The organism is Methylothermus subterraneus (assembly GCF_054656915.1).
On sequence record NZ_BAAHXK010000002.1, the window covers coordinates 137240 to 157977 of the forward strand.

The window sequence follows — 20738 nt, forward strand, 5'->3', positions numbered from 1 at the left end:
TTTAGGAGCGTAAAGCATGGCCTGGAATGAGCCGGGTGGGGGCAAGAAGGATCCTTGGAGCGGACAAGAACAGCCGGGCGGTCCTCCCGAACTCGAAGAAATCGTGCGTTCGATTCAAAATTGGCTCGGCCGGTGGTTTGGCAAAGAGGGGGAAGCGCCGCCTCCGGCCACGATCGCCTGGCTGATCCTCGCGGCGATCTTGGTGCTTTGGACGCTGACCGGATTTTATATCGTCGATGAGGGCAACCGCGGAGTGGTGACCCGCTTCGGACGCTATACTGAATCCACCTTGCCGGGCCTGCACTGGCACATCCCGTTTCCGGTGGAAAAGGTCGACATCGTCGATGTGGAGCAGCAACGCTTTTTGGAGTTGGGGTATCGCAGCGGCGTCGGTTCGGTTCCGCAAGAAGCCTTGATGTTGACAGGAGACGAGAACATCGTCAGCGTGCACTTGGCGGTGCAATATACGATCGATAACGCCAGGGATTTTCTGTTCAATATCAACGATCCGGAAAAGACCCTGCGCGAGGTGGCCGAGAGCGCCTTGCGCGAGGTGGTAGGGCGCAGCACCATGGATTTTGTCTTAACCGAAGGGCGCAGTGAAATCGCCGCCCAGGTAAAAGCGTTGACGCAGCAGATCATGAGCGCGTATCGCTCGGGAATCAGCATTCAAACCGTCAACCTGGTGGATGCCCAGCCGCCCGAGGAAGTCCAGGATGCTTTTGAAGACGCCATCAAGGCGCGCGAGGACGAGCAACGCTTTATCAACGAAGCCCAAGCCTACGCCAACGAGGTCATCCCCAAGGCGCGCGGACAAGCGGCTCGGGTGCTGGAGGAAGCGCAAGGGTACAAACAGAAAACGATCGCCAAAGCCCAAGGGGATACCAGCCGCTTTGCGCAGATTCTGACCGAATACGAAAAGGCCCCCGAGGTGATGCGCACTCGCTTGTATCTGGACACCATGGAATCGGTGCTAAGCAAGACTGGAACCGTTCTCGTGGACGTGCAGGGAGGCAACCACCTGTTCTATCTGCCACTGGATCGGATTCAAGGATTTGGTTCCGCCGCGACCGACCGCTCGCCACCTGGAGCCACCGAAGGGGCGGCAGCAGCGCAGCAGCTTTTACAGCGGCAACCGGCACAGCCGCTTTTGCGGCAACCCGCGCGTGGGCGCGAAGGGAGGGGAAGATGACGACAGCGGCTAAATTTGGCCTAGGCCTATTGGCCCTACTGCTGATTGGAGGATACGCTTCGGTTTTCACCGTCCATGAGACCGAAAAAGCGATCAAATTCCGCTTTGGCGAAATCGTCCGCGACGATTATACGCCGGGGCTGTATTTCAAGATTCCGATTCCGGTCTGGAATACGGTCAAAAAGTTCGACGCCCGGATCTTGACCTTGGAATCCAAGCCGGAGCGCTTTTTGACCTCAGAAAAAAAGAACGTAATCGTCGATTCGTTCGTCAAATGGCGCGTTGCCGACGTCAAGACGTTCTACATCACGGTCGCAGGAGACCCGCGCCAGGCCAACATTCGGCTGGACCAGATCATCAAGGACGAGCTGCGCAGCGAATTCGGCAAGCGCACCATCCGCCAGTTGATCTCCACCGACCGCGAGGTGATCCGGCAATTGCTCCTGAAGACGACGCGGCCGATCGCGACCCGGCTAGGGATTGAGATCCTCGACATTCGGATCAAGCGCATCGACTTGCCGCCGCAAGTCTCCACCTCCGTGTACGAACGGATGCGTTCCGAGCGGGCGCGGGTGGCACGGGAGTTCCGTTCCCAGGGAATGGAGGCGGCGGAGCGGATTCGCGCCGATGCCGACCGCCAGCGCGAGGTGATCCTCGCCGAGGCGCGCAGGGATGCCGAGAAGCTACGCGGCGAAGGGGACGCTCTGGCGGCCGATATCTACGCTAAGGCGTACGGCAAAAACGAGGAATTCTTTGCCTTTTACCGCAGCTTGAACGCGTACGAGAAGACCTTGGGTGAATCCGGCAACCTGTTGATCCTGGAGCCGAATTCGGACTTCTTCCGCTACTTCAAGCGCGAACGCCCCTAAGATGAAGGGCTTGCCGACCGACCGTTGGCTGCTGCCGGACGGCATTGAAGAAGTGTTGCCGAACGAGGCCATGCGCCTGGAGGACTTGCGGCGGCGCCTGCTCGACATCTGCTTTGGCTTTGGCTATGAGTTGGTGTTCCCGCCGCTGGTCGAGTATTTAGACTCGTTGCTGACCGGAACCGGCCACGACCTGGAGCTGCACACCTTCAAGCTGACCGATCCTATGAGCGGCCGGCTGCTTGGAATACGCGCCGATTTGACGCCCCAAGTGGCGCGGATCGACGCCCACAATCTCAAACGCGAAGCGCCGACTCGGTTGTGTTACGTGGGCACGGTGCTGCGAACTTATGCCGATCCGCTGGACAAATCCAGAAGTCCCATTCAGATTGGCGCCGAGCTTTACGGCCACGCCGGCGTTGAGGCGGATTTGGAGGTCATCCGGCTCATGCTTGAGGTTTTGGCGCAAGCCGGTGTGCTCGGAGTGCATCTGGATTTGGGCCATGTGGGCATTTACCGGGGGCTGGCGCGTCAGGCTGGGCTGGATGCGGAAGCGGAAGTCGAGTTGTTCGCTATCCTGCAGCGCAAGTCGCGGCCGGATCTCGAGCAATTTCTAGCGCAATGCGATTGCTCGGCGCAGGCCAAGGCGCATTTTGGCGCGTTGCTTGAGCTCAACGGCGAGAGCGAAGTGTTGGCGCAAGCGCGCGCGCGCCTGACCGATGCAGGGGATGAAGTGAATGCGGCGCTGGACAGCTTAGAAGACGTGGCCGAGAAGATCCGGCGCCTCTATCCGAGCTTGCCGGTTCACTTTGATTTGGCGGAGCTGCGCGGGTACCACTACCATACGGGTTTGGTGTTTGCGGCGCTGGTGCCGGGTTATGGACGCGAAGTCGCCCGCGGCGGGCGGTACGACGCCATCGGCGAAGTATTCGGGCGGGCGCGGCCAGCGGTGGGATTTAGCGCCGACTTGAAATTGCTTCTGCGGCTTGGCGTGCCGGTCGAGCAGTTTTCAGGCAAGCGTTTGTGGGCGCCTTGCGGGGAAGACCCCGAGCTTACCGAGACGGTTCGGGAGCTGCGGCAGCAAGGTTGGCAAGTGATCCAGGCTTTGAGCGCTCACGAGGACGCGCGGCAGATGGGGTGCGACTTTAAGCTGGAGCGCCGCGGCCGCCGGTTCGAAATCGTCTCGATTGTGGATTGAAACGCAAAACCATGGGCAAAAACGTCATCGTTATCGGTACGCAGTGGGGAGATGAGGGCAAGGGCAAAATCGTCGATTGGCTGACCGATCGAGCAGGTGCGGTGGTGCGCTTTCAAGGCGGCCACAACGCCGGCCACACCCTGGTCATCGGCGGGCGCAAGACCGTGCTGCACCTGATTCCCTCGGGGGCTTTGCATGCTGAGGTCGAATGCCTGATTGGCAACGGGGTGGTCCTTTCGCCGCCGGCGCTGCTGGAGGAGATCCGGTCGTTGGAGGAAGCCGGCGTCGAGATTCGCGGGCGGCTCAAGATCAGCGCCGCCTGTCCGTTGCTTTTGCCCGTGCACGTGGCTTTGGACCAGGCGCGCGAAGGGCGGTTGGGAGACAACGCCATCGGCACTACCGGACGCGGCATCGGACCGGCGTACGAAGACAAAGTGGCGCGCCGCAGCATCCGCGCCGAGGACTGGTTTTATCCCGAGAGGCTTGCCGACAAATTGCGCGCTCTGCTCGATTATCACAACTTCGTTTTGACCGGTTATTACCATCGCCCTGCCGTAGATTATCAGGCGGCCCTAGACGAGCTTTTGGCTTGGGGCGAAGAGCTCAAACCCATGATCCTCGACGTGGGAGCGCGGCTGAGCGAGCTTCAGCGGCAGGGGAAGGACTTGCTGTTCGAAGGGGCGCAAGGGGCGCTGCTCGATATCGATCACGGCACGTACCCGTTTGTGACCTCTTCCAACACCACCGCCGGCGGCGCTGCGTGCGGCAGCGGCCTGGGACCGCTCAGCTTCGATTATGTGCTAGGGATCACCAAGGCGTATTCCACCCGGGTAGGCAACGGCCCCTTTCCCACCGAGCTTCACGACCGAGTTGGCCGGCACTTGTCCGAGCGGGGCAACGAGTTTGGCGCCACCACGGGGAGGCCGCGCCGCTGCGGCTGGTTCGATGCGGTGGCGATGCGCAAGTCCGCGCGCCTTAACAGCTTGTCGGGGATTTGCCTGACCAAATTGGACGTGCTCGACGGGCTGGAAAAGGTCGCCCTCGGCGTGGCCTATAAGCTCAACGGCCAAATTTTGGAGCAGGCGCCCTTGAACGCCGAAGATTACGCCCGCTGCGAGCCGGTGCTGGAGGTTTTGCCGGGCTGGCGGGAAAGCACGGCAGGGGTTACGCGGCTGGAGGATCTGCCTGCCAACGCGCGCGCCTACGTTGAGCGGATAGAAGAACTGCTGGGAGTGAAGGTCGCGATCTTATCCACTGGCCCCGACAGGCAGCAGACCATCGTTTTGGAGCATCCCTTCGACTAGGCGTGGTGCCGAGGAGAGGACTTGAACCTCCACGGGGTTTCCCCCACTAGAACCTGAATCTAGCGCGTCTACCAGTTCCGCCACCTCGGCAAAGGAAAGGAAAATATAGCTTCTGCGTGTTACCATGTCAACGTTGGCTCGATAAGCCGCTTTAATTCGCTCTCTATGGCAAAAAATTCCTCTGCTGGCTTCGCCAAATCAAAGCAAAACCGCGCCCGCTCCTTGACGAGAAAACGCCCGGAAGAGCCGAGCGTGCGTTTTTCCGACCCGTATGCCGAGCGCGAAGCCAAAAAATACGCCCGCCCCATCCCCAGCCGCGAGGCGATTCTCGCCCTGCTCAAAGAAAAGGCCATTCCGCTTGCGTTCGAGGAGATCGCCGGCAGTTTAGGCTTGCATGAGGCCGTCGATTTGGAAGCGCTGCAGCGGCGCCTGAACGCGATGGAGCGCGATGGCCAACTGCTGCGCAACCGCCGCGACCGTTATTGTTTGATCAACCGCCAGGATTTGATTTCCGGGCGGGTGATCGCCCACCCCGACGGCTTCGGCTTTCTTAAGCCGGACGAAGGCGGGGAAGATTTGTTCCTCTCGCCTCGCCAGATGCGCCAGGTGTTTCACGGCGACCGAGTGGTGGCCTGCGTCACCGGCGTCGACCGCCGCGGGCGGCGTGAGGGAAGCATCGTCGAAATTTTAGAACGGAGTTGCGACCGAGTGGTTGGGCGCTTGTTTCGGGAGCGCGGCATCGCCTACGTCGTCCCGGACAACAAGCGCATCACCCACGACGTCCTGATCCCGGAAGAATACCTAAACGGCGCCCGCCCAGGCCAGATCGTGGTCGCCGAGATCGTCCAGCAACCGACTTTGCGCGTTCGGCCCATCGGCCGCATCGTCGAAGTGCTGGGCGAACACATGGCGCCGGGAATGGAAATCGAAGTGGCGATCCGCGCCTTCGGCATCCCCGCGCAATGGCCCCCGGAGGTGTTGGCGGAGGCCGCACGGTTCGCTCAGGAGGTCCCGGAGGCCGCCAAGGCGGGGCGAGTCGACCTGCGCCGGCGGCCGTTGGTGACTATCGATGGCGAGGACGCGCGCGACTTCGACGACGCCGTCTACTGCCAAAAGACCGCCAAAGGCTGGCGCCTGTGGGTGGCGATCGCCGACGTCTCCCATTATGTGCAGCTAGATAGCGCGCTGGACCAGGAGGCTCTAAAACGCGGCAATTCGGTGTACTTCCCGCAGCGAGTGATCCCAATGCTGCCGGAGGCTTTGTCCTGCGGCCTGTGCTCCCTCAATCCGCAGGTCGACCGCCTGGTGCTGGTGTGCGAGATGCAAGTCGATCGCCAAGGCCAGGTGATCCGTTCTAAGTTCTACGAGGGGGTGATGCGTTCGGCGGCCCGCCTGACCTACACCGAGGTGGCGGCGATCCTGGTCGATCGGGATCCGGCCTTGCGCGCCAAGTATCGCGACCTGGTGCCGCATTTGGAAGATCTGTACGCGGTCTTCAGGGCCTTGCGCCAGGAGCGCGAGCGGCGCGGGGCGATGGATTTCGACACCGACGAGTACAAGATCGTTTTCGGTCCGGGGCGCAAGATCGAACGCATCGAGCGCGTAGTGCGCAACGATGCCCATCGGCTAATCGAGGAATGCATGATCGCCGCCAACGCCGCCGCCGCCCGCTTTCTCGATCGCCGCAAAATCCCTTACCTGCGCCGGATTCACGAAGGCCCTGATCCGGAGAAGGTGGCCGAGGTGCGAAGGTCTTTGGCGGAATTGGGGTTGACGCTTCCCGGCGGAGAAAAACCCGAGCCCAAGGACTTCCTCGCGGTGTTAAAGCAAGCCCAAGGCCGCGTGGATGCCCACCTGATCCAGACCCTGATCATGCGCACCCTGCCGCAGGCGGTTTACAGCCCCGAGAAAAAACCCCATTTCGGTTTGGCGCTGGAAGCTTATACCCATTTCACTTCGCCGATTCGGCGCTATCCGGATCTGCTCGTGCATCGTGCCATCCGCTACGCTCTTCAAGGCGGCCGAGGGGAAGGATTTATCTATTCCGAACCGAGCCTCAAGGCGATTGGCGAGCACTGCTCCATGACCGAGCGGCGCGCCGACGAGGCCAATTGGGACGTGATCGCCTGGCTCAAATGCGAGTACATGCAGGACAAGGTAGGCGAGGTGTTTGAAGGCGTGATCTCGGCGGTGACCTCGTTTGGCTTTTTCGTCGAGTTGAAAGACGTGTTCGTCGAGGGCTTGGTCCATGTCTCCAGCCTGGGGCAGGATTTCTATCACTTCGATCCTATCCGGCACTGTCTGATCGGGGAACGCAGCTCGGTCCGCTTTGCGATCGGCGACCTGGTCCGGGTCAAGGTGGCGCGGGTGGATCTGGACGAGCGCAAAATCGATCTGGAGCTGATCGCGCCTACCTCTTCGGCGCGTGCCAAACGCAATCCGCGCCGGCGACGCAAGAAAGCCGCATGAGGCAGCGTCTGTTTGGCCTTCACGCGGTTTTGGCCGTGCTTGCCAATGGCCCCGAACGGGTGGTGCGGGCGTGGCTAGACCGTAAGCGGCGCGATTTTAAGTTTCAGGCGCTGCGCGAACGGCTTGAAGGATTAGGCATTCCTGCCGAGGCCGTCGAGCGCGCGCGCCTCGACCGACTCGCTGGCAGCGCCCACCATCAGGGGGTGGTGCTCGAGGTGGTATTGCCGGACGAGCAGGATGAGGAGGATTTGGAAGCGGTTCTGACAAAAGACGCGAAAAGCTTGTGGTTTTTGGTGCTGGACCAGGCGCAAGACCCGCACAATCTGGGAGCGTGCCTTAGAACCTGCGACGCCGTAGGCGCAAGCGGGGTGATCGTGCCCAAAGACCAAAGCTGTGGCCTGACCCCAACGGTGTGCAAGGTGGCCAGCGGCGCGGCCGAGACGATGCCGCTCTACCGCGTCACCAACTTGGCGCGCACGCTCAGGCGGCTCAAAGAGGCCGGCTTATGGATCGTCGGCGCGGCGAGCGACGGGGACCGGCTCGCGTTCGCGGCCGATCTGAAAGGGCCTTTGGCCCTGGTCTTAGGGGGGGAAGGTAAGGGTTTGCGGCGGCTGACCCGGGAGGCGTGCGATGTTTTGGTGAGGCTGCCGATGCGCGGTACGGTGGCAAGCCTGAACTTGGCGGTGGCTGCCGGCGTGTTGTTGTACGAGGCGCTCAGGCAGCGCGAGTTGGGTAATCTTGGAGGGGAGCGATGACTGAGAGTTTCCGCATCGAACAAGACAGCATGGGCGAGGTCAAGGTGCCGGCCGAGGCCTTGTACGGTGCCCAGACGCAGCGGGCGGTGGAGAATTTCACCATCAGCGGTTTACGGATGCCGCCGAGTTTCATTCAGGCGCTGGTTTTGCTCAAACGCACCGCCGCCGAGGTCAACCGCGACCTGGGGCTGTTGGATGAGGCGATCGCCGCCGCCATCGTCCAGGCGGCCGACGAGATTTTGGCCGGAAACTACCTCGATCAGTTTCCGGTGGACGTGTTCCAGACCGGCTCGGGCACCAGCAGCAATATGAACGCGAACGAGGTGATCGCGCATCTTGCGGCCCGCCGCTGTAGCAAAAAGGTCCATCCCAACGACCACGTCAACATGAGCCAAAGCAGCAACGACACCATCCCGACCGCCATCCATTTAAGCGCCGCGCTCGAGGTTCACAGGCGCTTGCAGCCGGCGCTTAAGCATCTGCTCGAGGTCATCGAACAGCGCGCGCGGGAGTTACAAGATGTGGTCAAGACCGGCCGCACCCACCTGATGGACGCGATGCCGTTGACCTTAGGCCAAGAGCTTTCCGGCTGGGCGGCCCAGATCCAGGCCGGGCTCGAGCGGCTTAAGGCGAGTCTGCCCAGGTTGTACCGGATCGCCCAAGGCGGGACGGCGGTGGGTACGGGGATCAACGCCCATCCGGAATTTTCCCGCCGCTTTGCCGCGAGGCTGGCGGTGGTCACTGGGCTGCCGTTTGAACCCAGCCGCAATTTTTTTGCCGCTTTGAGCTCTCAGGATGTGGCGGTGGAGCTTTCCGGCCAGCTCAAAGCGCTGGCCTGCAGCCTGATGAAGATCGCCAACGACCTCAGGTGGATGAACTCTGGGCCTTTAGCGGGCTTGGCTGAGATCGAGCTTCCCGCCTTGCAGCCGGGAAGCTCGATCATGCCGGGCAAGGTCAACCCGGTGATCCCGGAGGCGGTGTGCCAAGTTTGCGCTCAGGTGTTCGGCAACGATTTGGTGGTCGCGGTGGCGGGCCAATCCGGCAACTTCCAGCTCAACGTGATGCTGCCGGTAATCGCCTACAACCTGCTCCAGAGCATAGAACTTCTGGCCAACGGCGCACAGCTGCTCGCCGACAAGGCGATCTTGGGGTTCAAGGTCAAGCGCGAAAACTTGGCCGCCCCCTTAGCTCGAAATCCGGTTTTAGTGACTGCCCTCAACCCGGTCGTGGGCTATCTGAAGGCGGCCGAGATCGCCAAGCGCGCCTACCGCGAGGGGCGCGCGATCATCGAGGTGGCGGCGGAGGAGACCGGACTCGACCGCGCCGAGCTCGAGCGCTTGCTCGACCCTAAGCGTTTGACCGCGGGGGGGATCGTTTGGCCGTGAGCTTGGTTTTGAGCCAAATTTATCTTTATCCGGTCAAGTCGCTGGGCGGGATCCAGGTTCAGGCGTGGGAGCTGGACGCGTTTGGCTTGCGCTTGGACCGGCGTTGGATGGTGGTGACTCCGGAGGGAAGGTTCATGACCCAGCGCGAGTTTCCGCAGATGGCCAAGATCCAGCCCCGGATCGATGCGTGCGGAAGCCTACGGCTGCGCCATCCCGAGCTGGGCGAGCTTGAGGTGCCGGCCGCCGATCCCACGCGGCCTAGGCAGCTCGTGACGGTATGGCAAGACGCGGTGGCGGCAATCCCCGTAGGCGCCGAGGCCGATGCCTGGTTGAGTCGGGCGATCGGCGCACCTTGCCGCCTGGTGTGGTTCCCTGACGACGGCGAGCGCCAGGTAGACACCCGCTACGCGCGGGCAGGAGAGCGCACCGCGTTTACCGACGGGTTTCCGCTGCTTTTACTCAGCCAAAGCTCGCTCGACGACCTCAACCGGCGGCTGGCGCGGCCGGTGACGGTGCGCTGTTTTCGTCCTAACCTCGTGGTCGAGGGCGCGTTGCCTTACGCCGAAGACGGCTGGCGCGAGATCGCCATCGGCGGGAAGCGGATGCGGGTGGTCAAGCCGTGTTCGCGCTGCGCCATCACCACCGTCGATCCCGAAACCGGGAAATTTTCTGGCAAGGAGCCGCTCGCTACCCTTGCGACTTACCGCAAGCGCGATCAGAAAATCTACTTCGGTCAGAACCTCATCCATCAAGACCAAGGCGCGCTGCGCGTGGGCGATCGGGTCGAGGTGCGCTAGCGCAGGAAGTTGAACAGCGACAGTCCCTGGACCTTGACGAACGCTTGCTGCGCCGCTTGGAGGGCGACCTGCTCCAAGTTAAAGCGACCGATCGCCTCGGCGTAGTCTAGGTCTTGAACCTGGGACAGGGTCGATTGCATCTCTAGGACGAACTGCTCGTTGACTTGGCGCTGTTCTGTGGCGGCGTTCAGGCGCGCGCCGAGGTCGGCGCGGACCGTGCTCAGGCGCTCCAAAGCGTTGTCTAAAGCGAATAGCGAGTTGCCGATTACTTCTTCGGGCAAGGTCCCCTCCAAAGCTCGAGCAAACTGATCGACCAAGCTGAACAGGTTGTCCTTCTTGCTTAAGGTCGCCTGCTCTGCCACATCGCCCGGGGCCGTCCAGGTCAAGACCAGTTTGCCGGCATCGGCGCCGGTGCCTTCGGCCAGGGTAAAGGGGGCGCTGGCGTAATTGGGGTCGGCTTGCAAGGCGCTGACCAGTTCGGCAAGCGTCGGGTCGCTGTCTAGGGGGCCGGCGCGTAGAGTGAGGTTGCCGATCGTTAATTCAAACACCGAACCTGCCGCCAAAGCCGGCGCCTTGATTTTTTGCACCTCGGCGACCGGCGGGGTGAGCGAGCCTTGGACGATTTCGGCGGGCGTAGCGGTGGCGGTGACGATCTCCTCGAAGACGCGGCTGCCCGGGTCGCCGTCGGCGATGCGCCGGGTCGGGCCGATCTGCAGCAGGCGTTGGTTCGTATCGCCGGCATAGACGTAGTATCCTGGGGGAGTGCTCAGTTCGCTGGGGTAAGGTTGGGTGTAGGATCGGCTGCCGGCGAACAGATACTCGCCGCCGCCGTTTTTGCTGTTTGCCAAGCCGACGAGCTCGCCCAAAGCCTGTCGGACTTCTTGCGCCAGATAACGCCTGTCTTCGGGGCGTAAGGTGGCTTGGTTGCCGGCCTGGACGGCCAATTCCCGCACGCGCTGCGCGATCTCCGTGATCGACGCCAAGGTCGCTTCTTCCAGCGCCAGGCGGTTGGTGGCGGCGGCGATGTTATCCTGATATTGCTGGTACTTACGGATTTCCTCCTGAAGACCTAAAGCCCTGGAGGAGGCGATGGGATCGTCGGCGGGGGTCAAGGCGCGTTTGCCGCTGGCCAGTTGGAGTTGGGTCTGGCTGAGCTTGGTCTGTTGTCGGGTGATGGCGTGGACGCCGGCCTGCTGCATCCATACGGTGGACAAACGCATGGCTTACCTCCGGATTGCGCTGATCAAGGTGTCGAAAGTCTGTTGGGCGACGCTGACCACGTGGGCGGCAGCCTGGTAGGCTTGCTGGAATTTGAGCAGGTTGGCGGCCTCCTCGTCGAGGTTGACGCCAGAAATTTGCTCGCGCGCCTGGATTGCCTGCTGCTTTAAGGCGTCTTGGGCTCCTTGAGCGATGCGCGCCGAGCGGATCAAGGTACCTACCTCCGCGGCCATCTGCTGGTAGGCGTCTTGCAAGGTGGCGCGGCCGCCGAGCAGGATCTTGCTCGCTTCTAGGGCGGCCAAGCCCAGGGCCACGCCGTTGTCGCCGATGGCCCCACCGCTGGTATCGACCAGAGCGGCTTGGATGTCGCGCGGGTCGGTGAGCGCAGGTTGAAGGTTGGCAGCCGCTTCGGCGGTGGGCCGGATCAGGAAGGTCGAAGGCCCGGTCGGAGGGCTGGTGAAGTCGATTTGCAGGCCGTCGACGGTGGCCGGAAAGCCAGTGAGCGTGGTTTGGGTCTTGTCGCTCAGGCGGGTGAGGGTGTAGGTGCTGCCGTCGTATTCCAGGAGATAATCGCTGGGCTTGAGGTCGGCGGCGTTGGCGTAGGCGACCGAGATCGTGCCGCTGCCGGTTTGCGCGACGGGAATGGTTAAAGGGGTGAAGAAATCTTTGCCGGTGCCGCCGTCCAGGTCGAAGCCGGTTCGGTGCAAGGCGTTGAATTCTAAAGCGAGCCCGGCGGCGATGCGGCCGAGTTTGGCGCGGGTGGGTTCAAGCACTTCGCCGATAAACCTTAGGCTGCCGCCCATCTCTCCGCCTTGGATCTGCTTGGTGACGGTCACGGTGGTGGCCGGGGTGACCAGCAGCACTTCCGGTTGCTCGGGGTTTAAAGCGTTGGGCTGCACGCGCAACTCGAATGCTTGCACGTCTTGCACCAGCGCCTGGCCGTTGCCGATAAACAAGCTGACTGCGCCGTTTTTCTGAACCACCTGGCTCACGCGGACCTTTTCTGCGAGCTGCTGGATTAGGGCATCGCGCTGATCCAGCAGGTCGTTGGGCGGAGCCGAGCCGGATTGGGCGATAATCCGCCGGTTGAGATCGGCGACCTGTTTGGCTAGGGCGGTGACGGTCTGGGCGGTGGTATCCAGATCGTTGAAGACCTGCCGGTGGATCGCTTTGAGCCGCGCGTCTAGGCTGTGGAAGCGGCCGGTGAGGGTTTGCGCCTCGCTGAGCAGGGTTTGGCGCGCCGGGATCGAGGTCGGGTCGCTTGCCACGTCGTGGACGGCGTTGAAGAAGTTGGCCAGCGCCGAAGGAAGTCCTGCGTCCGGGTCGGCGATCAGGTTGTCGATCTGCGCGCCAAGGCGCAGGTACTGATCGACTTCGGCAAGGTTCGCGCTCGAAGCCTGCAGCTGCGCTTCTAGAAAGCGATCGTAAAGGCGTTGGATCGTCGCGGTTTGGACCCCGGTGCCGAGGAATCCCGCCCCGATGAACTGGGGTTCGCGCGCGACTGCCTCCACCCGCTGGCGGCTATAGCCTTGGGTGTTGACGTTGGCGATGTTATGGGAGGTCGTATCGAGCGCCTGTTGGGTGACCTGCAAGGCGGAAGAGGCGATACTCAGAATGGGGCTGGTCATGGTCGATCTCCTGCGCAAGGCTTACAAGGCCGCTAGGGTTTCGTGTTGATAAATCGCCAGCACCTTGGCGGCGTAGTTCGGGTCGGTGGCGTAGCCGGCCTGGGCCAAGGCGTTTAGGTAGCGATCGGGGTCAACAGCGTGTTTGAGCGCCTCGGTATAGCGCGGGCTTTGGATCAGCTTGAGATAGTCGGCAAAGCTCTGGCGGTAATTTTCATAGGCGCGGAACGCCGCGCGTTTTTTTACCGCGACTCCCTCCTGATACTCTAAGGTGTTGACCTGAATCGCCTCCCCCGGCCAAGAAGGGTCGGCTTTGATGTTGAACAGGTTGTAGCTGCTGCGGCCGTCGGGGTGGTGGATGATCCTTTTGCCCCAGCCGGTTTCCAAAGCGGCCTGGGCTAAAAGCAGCTTAGGGTCAAGGCCGATTGCCGCCGCGGCGGCCTGCGCCTCCGGCCACAGGGAGCGGACGAAATCCTCGGCGGATTCGAATCGTTCTGGTGTTTTTTTCCCAGGGTTTGACGCCGCTGCCGCGGGAGGGGTCGAGGGGCAGTCTGGCCTTGAGGGAACGATAACCGCCTTGCCGTCTTGCGCCGAGGTGGGTTTGGGTGGGGATCCTTGCAGTTGCCCGGAAAACCACGCGGCCAAGCCCAATCCTCCGTGTTCGGCCAGGTGCAGCGCCAGTTGGCGGTCGTGCAGCTCCCGATAAAACTGGGTCTGATCGCTGGCGAAGATCGGATCGCCTGGACTGGCTTCGCGCATTTGTTTGAGCAGCATCTGTACGAACACCGCTTCAAATTGTTTGGCCGCTTCTTTGAGCGCGGCGCCTTGATCCTGCTGGGCGAGCCGTTTTAGCTCGCCCAATCCGGAGAACTCGGTATAAATATCGGCAGTCGCGCGCATCGCTTTAGATCACGATCAGTTCCGCCTGCAGGGCGCCGGCGCTTTTTAAAGCCTCCAGGATCGCCACCAGGTCCGAAGGGGCCGCGCCCACCTGATTTACCGCCCGCACCAGTTCGTCCAAAGTCACGCCGGGGTCGAATACGAACATGCGCTTGCCTTCTTCCTCGATCTTGACCTCCGAGCGCGGCACCACCTGGGTGGTCCCCTGGGCGAAGGGTTGGGGTTGGCTGACTTCCGGGTGTTCGCGGATGGTGACTACCAGGTTGCCGTGCGAGACCGCCGCCGGCAAGACCCGCACGTTGCGGCTGATGACCACGGTGCCGGTGCGCGAGTTGACGATCACCTTGGCCGCCGCTTCCCCAGGTTCGACGCTCAGGTTTTCGATCAAAGAGAAAAAGCTTACTTTCTGGGCCGGGTCTTCCGGCGCAGCCACCTGGACCGAGGCGCTGTCTAGGGGTTTGGCGGTGCCCGGGCCGAAGGTTTTATTGATCGCGGCGGCGATTCGCTCCGCGGTGGTGAAGTCGGGCTGATGCAGGTTCAAGGTAAGGTATTTGGCCTCGGGGAACGGGGTAGGGACGGCCTGTTCCACCGTGGCGCCGTTCGGAATCCGCCCGACGCTGGGGACGTTGACGGTGATCTTGGAGCCGTCCCGGCCTTCGGCGCTCAAGCCCCCCACCAGCAGTTCCCCTTGGGCGATGGCGTACACCTGACCGTCGGCGCCCTTGAGCGGGGTCATCAGCAGCGAGCCGCCGCGCAGGCTTTTGGCGTCGCCCAGCGAGGAGACGGTCACGTCGATAGTCTGGCCGGGTTTGGCAAACGGCGGCAAGGTCGCGTGCACCGAGACCGCGGCGACGTTTTTGGTCCGCAGGTTGATCCCAGGAGGCAAGGTTACCCCTAAGTTGGCCAAGAAGTTGCGCAAGGTCTGGCCGGTAAACCGGGCGCTGGTCGGATTGTCGCCGGTGCCGTTAAGGCCCACCACGAGGCCGTAACCGATCAGTTGATTGTCGCGCACCCCGGCGACTGTCGCCAGGTCTTTGATGCGTTCCGCCTGAGCGGCGAGGCTCAAACCCAAAAGCGCGATCCCCAGCCAAAATTTCCTATCCATCGCCTTGGCTCCTTTAGAACGGGAACAAAAGGCTGTTGAAGAAGCGCGTCAGCCACCCGACTTGCTTGACGTCGGCCATCGCGCCTTCGCCGGTGTACATGACGGTGGCGTCGGCGACTTGGGTCGACGGCACCGAGTTGCTGTCGTCGATGTCCACCGGCCGCACGATGCCGGAGAGACGCACGTATTCGTGCCCGTCGTTGATGGTCAGGCGCTTTTCTCCCTGAACCCGGAGATTGCCGTTGGGCAGGACCTCGACCACGGTGACGGTGATGGTGCCTTTGAGCTTGTTGCTTTGACTGGTCTGGCCTTTGCCAGAGTAGTCTTTGGTGCTGCTCAGGTCGGTCTTAAAGTCGATGCCTAGCGGTTTGGCGGCTCCGAACAGGATCGGCGCGGAAGCGCCGATTTTATTGTTTTTGGCTACCTTAAGGTCGGCGTCTTTGGAGGCGTCGGTGGCTTCCACCAGGCGGATGGTCAGGATGTCGCCCACGCGCCGGGCGGTGAGGTTTTCAAACAAGCGCAGGGAAGTGTTGGCCTGGTAAATGCTGCCGGTGGGCTGCAAGGCGCGCGCCGCGTACGGCGGGGGTGCTGGGGAGAACGCCGGATTGTGACGCGGCATAGGTTCGGGCAGGGCGGCGCAGCCTGCAAGCCCAAAACAGAGCCCCGCAATGCAAAGGCGCATGGCGTTACAGATGGTTGGTGACGAACGCCAGCATTTGATCGGTCGTTTCAATCGCTTTGGAATTGAGTTCATAAGCTCTTTGGGTCTCGATCATGTTGACCATTTCCTCCACCACGTTGACGTTGGAGGTTTCGAGCGCGTTCTGAACCAGGGCGCCGCGATCTTCTTCGCCTGGATTGCCTACCGTCGGCGGACCGCTGGCGACCGATTCGCGGAACAGGTTCTCGCCGATGGGTTCTAGCCCCGCCGGGTTGAGAAAGTTGGCAAGTTGGATTTGTCCCACCTGCTGCGGGGCAGCGTCTCCCCCCACCGTGACCGAGACGATCCCGTCCTTGCCGATGGTGATGCTGGTGGCGCCTTGCGGGATCGTGATCGCCGGCTCCAAGAAGTAGCCGCCGGCGGTGACCAGTTGCCCTTCGGAGTTCAGCTTAAACGAACCGTCGCGGGTGTAGGCGAGGCTGCCGTCGGGCAGCAGGACCTGGAAGAACCCACGGCCGTTGATGGCCACGTCCAGGGCGTTGCCGGTCTCGACGATGTTGCCCTGGGTGTGAAGCTTTTCGGTGGCGACGATCTTGACGCCGGTGCCGAGTTGGAGCCCCGAAGGCAGCTGCGTGGTTTGGCTCGATTGCGCGCCCACTTGGCGCACGTTTTGATACAGAAGGTCCTCGAATACCGCCCGGCCTTTTTTGAAACCGGTGGTGTTGACGTTGGCCAGATTGTTGGAAATCACCGCCATGCGGGTTTGTTGGGCGTCTAGGCCGGTTTTGGCCACCCAAAGGGCGCGGTCGGTCATCGCTTATCCTCCCATGCGTAATAGCCGTGCGCTGGCATCGGCGTTGTCTTCTGCGGTCTTCATCATCCGGACCTGCAGCTCGTACCGGCGTGCAAGCTCGATCATCTCGACCAAGGCAGCGACTGGATTGACGTTGCTGCCCTCCAAGGCGCCGGACACCAAAGTCACGCCGGCATCGGCCGGCGCCGTGGCGCCGTCTTTGAGTCGGATCAGGCCGTCTAGGCCTTTTACCAATTGCGTAACAGGCGGGCGGACCAGTTTGAGGCGGTCAACCACCACGGAAACCGCCGGTTTTTCCCCTAAGGGCAGGATGCTGATCGTGCCGTCGGGGGCGATTTCGACTTTCTGCGCCGGAGGAATCGCGATCGGTCCGTTTTCCCCTAGCACCGGCAAATCGTCTCCGGTGAGCAGCAAACCCTCGGGGGAAAGCTTAAGGTCGCCGCGCCGGGTATAGGCTTCGGAACCATCTGGCGCCTGCACCGCAAGCCAGCCTTCGCCTTGGATGGCGATGTCGAGTTCGCGCCCGGTGGTCTGGATCGGCCCGGGATCGAAGTCGGTCGCCGGGCGCTCGTGCATCGCGTAGACCCGCGTCGGGTGACCGGGACCGAAGACCGGCATGCTGCGGAACTGTTCGAGATCGGCCTTAAATCCCGTGGTATTGAGGTTAGCCAAGTTGCTGCTAACAGCGGTTTGCGCCTGAAGCGTTTCCTTGGCCCCGCTCATGCTGACGAACAGGCTACGGTCCATGGTTTAGCTCCTAACGGATGTTGAGCAGCGACTGGATCACCTGGTTTTCGGTCGAGATGGTCTCGGCGTTGGCTTGATAGGCCTGCTGGGCGACGATGAGATGTACCAGCTCCTTGGACAAATCGACGTTGGAGGTCTCTAGCGCGCCGGATTGGATGGATCCGCTTCCACCGATGCCGGGAGGGTTTAACAGGCGCTCGCCCGAGGCAAAGCTTTCTGCCCACAACGTATCGCCCAATTTGGTTAGGCCTTGCTCGTTGGCAAACCTCGCCAGGGCGATTTGACCCAGCTTTTGTGGGCTGCCGTTGCTGAACGAAGCCCATAGATTGCCTTGCTCGTCTATCGTCAGCCCCGTAAAGATCCCGGCCGAATAGCCGTCCTGGCTTAAGCTGTCGACGCTAAAATCGCTGTTGTATTGGGTGGAGCCTGCAAAGTCGTAAACTATGTTCAGGTCGTCGGCGCCGGGGATGGCGTACGGTCCGTAGGTAGCTGTCGTGTTGCCGGGCGTGCCGTCGACGCTGAGGAGCGAGCCGGTGGCGCTAAATTCAAGCGCGGTTGGCCCGCCTAAGGAATTGCCGTCGATGTACTGGTAAACGTCCCAACTGTTGGGGGGGGTCGTCGGATTCTTGGAGACGAAATAAGAAGTTACGGTATGGGCGTTGCCTAGGGAATCGTACACCGTCACCGAGGTGACGTGGTTGTAAGTTTCCGGCTTGGTCGGGTCGAACGGCGTGACGCTGGGTTGGACGCTTTTCGCGTCGAGATTGACCTGTAATTTAACCTGGCCGGTGGCTTTAGGCGCGCCGGTGCCGGTGGTTTCCACTTTCAGCCCTTGCAGGCTAAAGTCTTTGCCCCAACCGACCAGGTATTTGCCTTGGTTGGTGACGATGTAGCCGTCCTTGTCGAGCTTGAACGCCCCGGCGCGGGTGTAGGCGGTCGGAGCGCCGGTAGGGCTATCGGCCAGAACGAAGAATCCTGCGCCGTTGATCGCCAGGTCCAGAACGTTGTCGGTGTATTCCATGTTGCCTTGAGTGAAGCTTTGGGCGATGGCCGAGGTGCGCACGCCGCTTCCCGGAAGGACTTTGGAATTGCCGCCTAAGCTTTTGGCGTAGACGTCGGCAAACTCCGCGCGGGATTTTTTAAAGCCCGTGGTGTTGGCGTTGGCGATGTTGTTGCCGGTGGTCTGAAGATCGAGCGCAGCGGCCGAAAGCCCGCTCAAAGCCGTGTTGAATGCCATAAATTCACCTCCTTAGAGAATTTGCCGGATGTCTTTAAAATCCACCTTGCCTAGCCCGGGAAGCTCGACGCTCAGGCCGTAGCCAGAAGGGTTGGCGGCGATGCTTTCAACCGGGGCAACGACTAGGGTTGGAAGGGCAAGGCGTTCTCCGCCGACCATGCCTTCGGCCTGAATCCGATAGATCCCGGGGTCGGCGACGGTGCCGTCGTCCTTTAACCCGTCCCATTGGAACTCGACCTGGCCTTGATCGTGCGCTCCCAGCTCCAAGGTACGTACGGGCACCCCGGACGCATCGAGGATTTTGACCGCGATCGCGGTGGCGGGTTTGTCGAGTTCGACGACCCCTTGAATCGCGCTGCCTGCAGCCAGCATGGCCTTGTCTCCCGGCACCAGCACTTTGCGCCCGATCAGGCCGGCCGCCTGTAGGGTCTGGTCGGAGCCGATGGCGTTGGCAAAATCGGTGAACGACTTTTGCAATGCCTGAATCCCCGAGACCGTCCCGAACTGGGCCATCTGGGTTAAAAATTCGGTATTTTCCATGGGCTTTAGGGGGTTCTGATGGGTCATCTGGGTGACCATGAGCTTCAAGAAGTCCTCTTGGCCCAGTTCATTGCGGGGCTTTTTGGGGGGATCCGGGCGGATAAGCCCCAATTTTTGCAACTGCTCTACGTTCATCGCTTATTCTCCCATCCGCAGGGTTTGCAGCATCAACTCTTTGGCGGTGTTTAGCACCTCGACGTTGTTCTGATACGCGCGCGAGGCGGCGATCATGTTGGCCAGTTCCTCCACCGGATTGACGTTGGGTTTGAAGATATAGCCGTCTGGGTTGGCCATGGGATGGTGGGGGGCGTATTCCATCTGCAGGGGGGCCGGGCTTTCGACTACCCCCAGCACTCTGACCTCGACCGCGCCTGTATCGAGCGCGTTTTGGAGTTGGGCGGCAAATACCGGCTGGCGCGATTTGTAGGTCTGCTCGATGCTGCTCGAGACGCTGTCGACGTTGGCCAGATTGCTGGCGGTGAGGTTGAGTCGGAGCAGCTGGGCGTTCATCCCAGAGCCGGCCACGTCAAAGATCTTAAAACTCATGGCTTATTCTCCGCGCAATGCCAAAAGCAAGGTGGAAATCTTGCCGTTGATGAAGCGCAGGCTGGCCTGATAGCGCAGAGCGTTGTCGGCGAATTTGGCCTGCTCGATGTGCTCCTCCACCGTGTTGCCGTCCAGAGAGGCTTGCTGCGGCACGCGGTAAAGCAGCCCGTTAAAAGCATCTGAAACTTGGGCGATGTGACTTGGGTGAGTGACGCGCAGAGGGATAGCGGGTGTTTCGGCTTCGCGCAGCAGTCGGTCCACGTCGAAATCTCGGGCTTTGTAATTGGGGGTGTCGGCGTTGGCTAAATTGGAGGCGAGCACCTCGGCCCGCCGGGCGCGCAGCGCCAGAGCCTGAGGGTGAAGGCCGAGCGTATTGGCAAAGTTGATTTTCATGACAGAGCAATTAAGTTGTTGGTCTGCAATTTTTAAAGCACGTCCTGTGCCATAAATATTTTTATTTATTTTCAATGAGTTGCATTTTGAGTCAGGCGGCAGGCGGCAACTTTTTGCCGCTTCTTTTAAGCATTGCGGACGTAATAGCGCACCCCATGCGCGATTACTGGAGACAGGCGGTTTAGGCCAGGCGGCAAGGATTCGGTGCTGCTCAAGAAGAGGTAGCCGTGAGGCAAAAGAAGCTCCGCTAGCCGTTCGAGAATCTGGCGCCGAAGCTCCGGGGAAAAGTAAATCAGGACGTTGCGGCAGAAGATCAGATCAAACTGGCCCAAAGCCGCAAACGAGTCGAGCAGATTCAGCTGCTGAAAACTCACCAATCGCCTGACTTCTGGCTTGAGCTGCCAACCGTTTGGGTGGGGGAGAAAGTAGCGTTGTTTAAGCTCCGGAGAGAGGCCGCGCGCGGTGGCCAGATCCGAATAAACTGCTTGCTTTGCGATCTGGAGCGCGCTGCCCGCCAAGTCGGTGCCGAGGATTTGCACCTCAACTTTAAGGCCTGGTTTTAAGCGCCTCGCCTCGTGCACGCAGATGCCGATGGAATAAGGCTCCTGGCCGGTGGCGCAGGCGGCGGACCAAATCCGGATGGGACGCCGATGACTCAGTTTTGGCAGCAGCTGGTTTTGAAGGAGCTCAAATTGCTGGGCATCGCGAAACCAAAAAGTTTCGTTGGTAGTCAACGCCTCGATCAGGCGCGTGCGAAATTCCGCCGGCAGCGTGTCGGCGCGCAAGTAGGATATCCATTGGCTAAAACTGGTCGAGTGGCTTTGGAGTAGGTCGCGCAGGCGGCTTTCGACCAAATAGCGTTTGTTGTCTGCCAGGACGATGCCGGTGTGGCGATAGAGAAATTCCCGGATCGCCTGAAATTCCTCTTGGGTGAGACGGTCCCGACGGTTTCCGGAGAGTTCCTGGAACCGCCCTGAGCTCATGGT

General features: G+C 61.3%; 20 protein-coding genes and 1 tRNA gene. 8 read left to right on the forward strand and 13 right to left on the reverse strand.

Annotation, left to right across the window (positions count from 1 at the left end):
• The first annotated feature begins 16 nt into the window (after window positions 1–16).
• From hflK to ACYQ3M_RS02525, 4 genes are read left to right on the forward strand one after another with little or no spacing between them, the layout of a single operon-like run.
• Window positions 17–1192, forward strand: coding sequence for an FtsH protease activity modulator HflK (hflK, locus tag ACYQ3M_RS02510; protein ID WP_460034474.1), 1176 nt, complete (start codon window positions 17–19; stop codon window positions 1190–1192).
• Entirely contained in the window at window positions 1189–2061 is an 873-nt protein-coding gene (gene hflC, locus ACYQ3M_RS02515; RefSeq protein WP_460034475.1) for a protease modulator HflC, read from the forward strand. The genes hflK and hflC overlap by 4 nt, the downstream gene beginning before the upstream one ends.
• Window position 2062: 1 nt before the next feature.
• A complete protein-coding gene (locus ACYQ3M_RS02520; RefSeq protein ID WP_460034476.1) occupies window positions 2063–3256 on the forward strand; it encodes an ATP phosphoribosyltransferase regulatory subunit in 1194 nt (397 codons plus the stop codon).
• An 11-nt stretch (window positions 3257–3267) separates the two neighbouring features.
• Window positions 3268–4560 carry an adenylosuccinate synthase gene (locus ACYQ3M_RS02525; protein WP_460034637.1) on the forward strand — a complete coding sequence of 431 codons (1293 nt, stop codon included), beginning with the start codon at window positions 3268–3270 and terminating at the stop codon, window positions 4558–4560.
• Between the two features lie 3 nt (window positions 4561–4563).
• Here the strand turns inward: ACYQ3M_RS02525 and ACYQ3M_RS02530 are convergent.
• Window positions 4564–4650: transfer RNA gene (locus tag ACYQ3M_RS02530), tRNA-Leu, on the reverse strand.
• 132 nt (window positions 4651–4782) lie between these two features.
• On the opposite strand from ACYQ3M_RS02530, the gene rnr reads away from it, so the two are divergent.
• The 4 genes from rnr to ACYQ3M_RS02550 are packed head-to-tail and all read left to right on the forward strand — an operon-like array spanning window position 4783 to window position 9966.
• Window positions 4783–7029, forward strand: a complete 2247-nt coding sequence (rnr, locus tag ACYQ3M_RS02535) for a ribonuclease R (protein ID WP_460034477.1) — start codon at window positions 4783–4785, stop codon at window positions 7027–7029.
• Complete coding sequence (gene rlmB, locus ACYQ3M_RS02540) at window positions 7026–7784, forward strand: 23S rRNA (guanosine(2251)-2'-O)-methyltransferase RlmB (RefSeq protein ID WP_460034478.1); 759 nt, start codon at window positions 7026–7028, stop codon at window positions 7782–7784. Before rnr ends, rlmB begins: the two co-directional genes overlap by 4 nt.
• Window positions 7781–9169, forward strand: coding sequence for a class II fumarate hydratase (locus ACYQ3M_RS02545; RefSeq protein ID WP_460034479.1), 1389 nt, complete (start codon window positions 7781–7783; stop codon window positions 9167–9169). The genes rlmB and ACYQ3M_RS02545 overlap by 4 nt, the downstream gene beginning before the upstream one ends.
• Entirely contained in the window at window positions 9166–9966 is an 801-nt protein-coding gene (locus tag ACYQ3M_RS02550; RefSeq protein WP_460034480.1) for an MOSC domain-containing protein, read from the forward strand. The genes ACYQ3M_RS02545 and ACYQ3M_RS02550 overlap by 4 nt, the downstream gene beginning before the upstream one ends.
• On the opposite strand, the gene flgL is transcribed toward ACYQ3M_RS02550, so the two are convergent.
• From flgL to ACYQ3M_RS02610, 12 genes are all read right to left on the reverse strand, one after another.
• Complete coding sequence (flgL, locus tag ACYQ3M_RS02555) at window positions 9963–11186, reverse strand: flagellar hook-associated protein FlgL (protein WP_460034481.1); 1224 nt, start codon at window positions 11184–11186, stop codon at window positions 9963–9965. The genes ACYQ3M_RS02550 and flgL overlap by 4 nt on opposite strands.
• 3 nt (window positions 11187–11189) lie before the next feature.
• Window positions 11190–12812, reverse strand: a complete 1623-nt coding sequence (gene flgK / locus ACYQ3M_RS02560; RefSeq protein WP_460034482.1) for a flagellar hook-associated protein FlgK — start codon at window positions 12810–12812, stop codon at window positions 11190–11192.
• A 21-nt stretch (window positions 12813–12833) separates the two neighbouring features.
• Window positions 12834–13709 (reverse strand): flagellar assembly peptidoglycan hydrolase FlgJ, encoded by an 876-nt coding sequence (flgJ, locus tag ACYQ3M_RS02565; protein ID WP_460034483.1) that lies wholly within the window; start codon window positions 13707–13709, stop codon window positions 12834–12836.
• Between the two features lie 4 nt (window positions 13710–13713).
• The gene (locus tag ACYQ3M_RS02570) at window positions 13714–14814 is read right to left on the reverse strand and encodes a flagellar basal body P-ring protein FlgI (protein ID WP_460034484.1); all 1101 of its coding nucleotides are present in this window, start codon (window positions 14812–14814) and stop codon (window positions 13714–13716) included.
• A 13-nt stretch (window positions 14815–14827) separates the two neighbouring features.
• Entirely contained in the window at window positions 14828–15496 is a 669-nt protein-coding gene (locus ACYQ3M_RS02575; protein ID WP_460034485.1) for a flagellar basal body L-ring protein FlgH, read from the reverse strand.
• Between the two features lie 4 nt (window positions 15497–15500).
• Window positions 15501–16289: a flagellar basal-body rod protein FlgG gene (gene flgG, locus ACYQ3M_RS02580; RefSeq protein ID WP_460034486.1), complete on the reverse strand. Its 789-nt coding sequence runs from the start codon at window positions 16287–16289 to the stop codon at window positions 15501–15503.
• A 3-nt stretch (window positions 16290–16292) separates the two neighbouring features.
• Complete coding sequence (flgF, locus tag ACYQ3M_RS02585) at window positions 16293–17036, reverse strand: flagellar basal-body rod protein FlgF (protein ID WP_460034487.1); 744 nt, start codon at window positions 17034–17036, stop codon at window positions 16293–16295.
• Window positions 17037–17046: 10 nt separating this feature from the next.
• Window positions 17047–18273: a flagellar hook protein FlgE gene (flgE, locus tag ACYQ3M_RS02590; RefSeq protein WP_460034488.1), complete on the reverse strand. Its 1227-nt coding sequence runs from the start codon at window positions 18271–18273 to the stop codon at window positions 17047–17049.
• 12 nt (window positions 18274–18285) lie between these two features.
• The gene (locus ACYQ3M_RS02595; protein ID WP_460034489.1) at window positions 18286–18948 is read right to left on the reverse strand and encodes a flagellar hook assembly protein FlgD; all 663 of its coding nucleotides are present in this window, start codon (window positions 18946–18948) and stop codon (window positions 18286–18288) included.
• Between the two features lie 3 nt (window positions 18949–18951).
• Window positions 18952–19359 (reverse strand): flagellar basal body rod protein FlgC, encoded by a 408-nt coding sequence (gene flgC, locus ACYQ3M_RS02600; protein WP_460034490.1) that lies wholly within the window; start codon window positions 19357–19359, stop codon window positions 18952–18954.
• A 3-nt stretch (window positions 19360–19362) separates the two neighbouring features.
• Complete coding sequence (gene flgB, locus ACYQ3M_RS02605; protein WP_460034491.1) at window positions 19363–19752, reverse strand: flagellar basal body rod protein FlgB; 390 nt, start codon at window positions 19750–19752, stop codon at window positions 19363–19365.
• A gap of 125 nt (window positions 19753–19877) precedes the next feature.
• Window positions 19878–20735, reverse strand: coding sequence for a CheR family methyltransferase (locus ACYQ3M_RS02610; RefSeq protein WP_460034492.1), 858 nt, complete (start codon window positions 20733–20735; stop codon window positions 19878–19880).
• Window positions 20736–20738 lie beyond the last annotated feature (3 nt).

What these genes read in the sequence shown, in the direction of transcription:
- hflK (WP_460034474.1), top strand. Translation starts at nt 17, where the DNA reads ATGGCCTGGAATGAGCCGGGTGGGGGCAAGAAGGATCCTTGGAGCGGA.
- hflC (WP_460034475.1), top strand. Translation starts at nt 1,189, where the DNA reads ATGACGACAGCGGCTAAATTTGGCCTAGGCCTATTGGCCCTACTGCTG.
- ACYQ3M_RS02520 (WP_460034476.1), top strand. Translation starts at nt 2,063, where the DNA reads ATGAAGGGCTTGCCGACCGACCGTTGGCTGCTGCCGGACGGCATTGAA.
- ACYQ3M_RS02525 (WP_460034637.1), top strand. Translation starts at nt 3,268, where the DNA reads ATGGGCAAAAACGTCATCGTTATCGGTACGCAGTGGGGAGATGAGGGC.
- rlmB (WP_460034478.1), top strand. Translation starts at nt 7,026, where the DNA reads ATGAGGCAGCGTCTGTTTGGCCTTCACGCGGTTTTGGCCGTGCTTGCC.
- ACYQ3M_RS02545 (WP_460034479.1), top strand. Translation starts at nt 7,781, where the DNA reads ATGACTGAGAGTTTCCGCATCGAACAAGACAGCATGGGCGAGGTCAAG.
- flgL (WP_460034481.1), bottom strand. Translation starts at nt 11,186, where the DNA reads ATGCGTTTGTCCACCGTATGGATGCAGCAGGCCGGCGTCCACGCCATC.
- flgK (WP_460034482.1), bottom strand. Translation starts at nt 12,812, where the DNA reads ATGACCAGCCCCATTCTGAGTATCGCCTCTTCCGCCTTGCAGGTCACC.
- flgJ (WP_460034483.1), bottom strand. Translation starts at nt 13,709, where the DNA reads ATGCGCGCGACTGCCGATATTTATACCGAGTTCTCCGGATTGGGCGAG.
- ACYQ3M_RS02570 (WP_460034484.1), bottom strand. Translation starts at nt 14,814, where the DNA reads ATGGATAGGAAATTTTGGCTGGGGATCGCGCTTTTGGGTTTGAGCCTC.
- ACYQ3M_RS02575 (WP_460034485.1), bottom strand. Translation starts at nt 15,496, where the DNA reads ATGCGCCTTTGCATTGCGGGGCTCTGTTTTGGGCTTGCAGGCTGCGCC.
- flgG (WP_460034486.1), bottom strand. Translation starts at nt 16,289, where the DNA reads ATGACCGACCGCGCCCTTTGGGTGGCCAAAACCGGCCTAGACGCCCAA.
- flgF (WP_460034487.1), bottom strand. Translation starts at nt 17,036, where the DNA reads ATGGACCGTAGCCTGTTCGTCAGCATGAGCGGGGCCAAGGAAACGCTT.
- flgE (WP_460034488.1), bottom strand. Translation starts at nt 18,273, where the DNA reads ATGGCATTCAACACGGCTTTGAGCGGGCTTTCGGCCGCTGCGCTCGAT.
- ACYQ3M_RS02595 (WP_460034489.1), bottom strand. Translation starts at nt 18,948, where the DNA reads ATGAACGTAGAGCAGTTGCAAAAATTGGGGCTTATCCGCCCGGATCCC.
- flgC (WP_460034490.1), bottom strand. Translation starts at nt 19,359, where the DNA reads ATGAGTTTTAAGATCTTTGACGTGGCCGGCTCTGGGATGAACGCCCAG.
- flgB (WP_460034491.1), bottom strand. Translation starts at nt 19,752, where the DNA reads ATGAAAATCAACTTTGCCAATACGCTCGGCCTTCACCCTCAGGCTCTG.
- ACYQ3M_RS02610 (WP_460034492.1), bottom strand. Translation starts at nt 20,735, where the DNA reads ATGAGCTCAGGGCGGTTCCAGGAACTCTCCGGAAACCGTCGGGACCGT.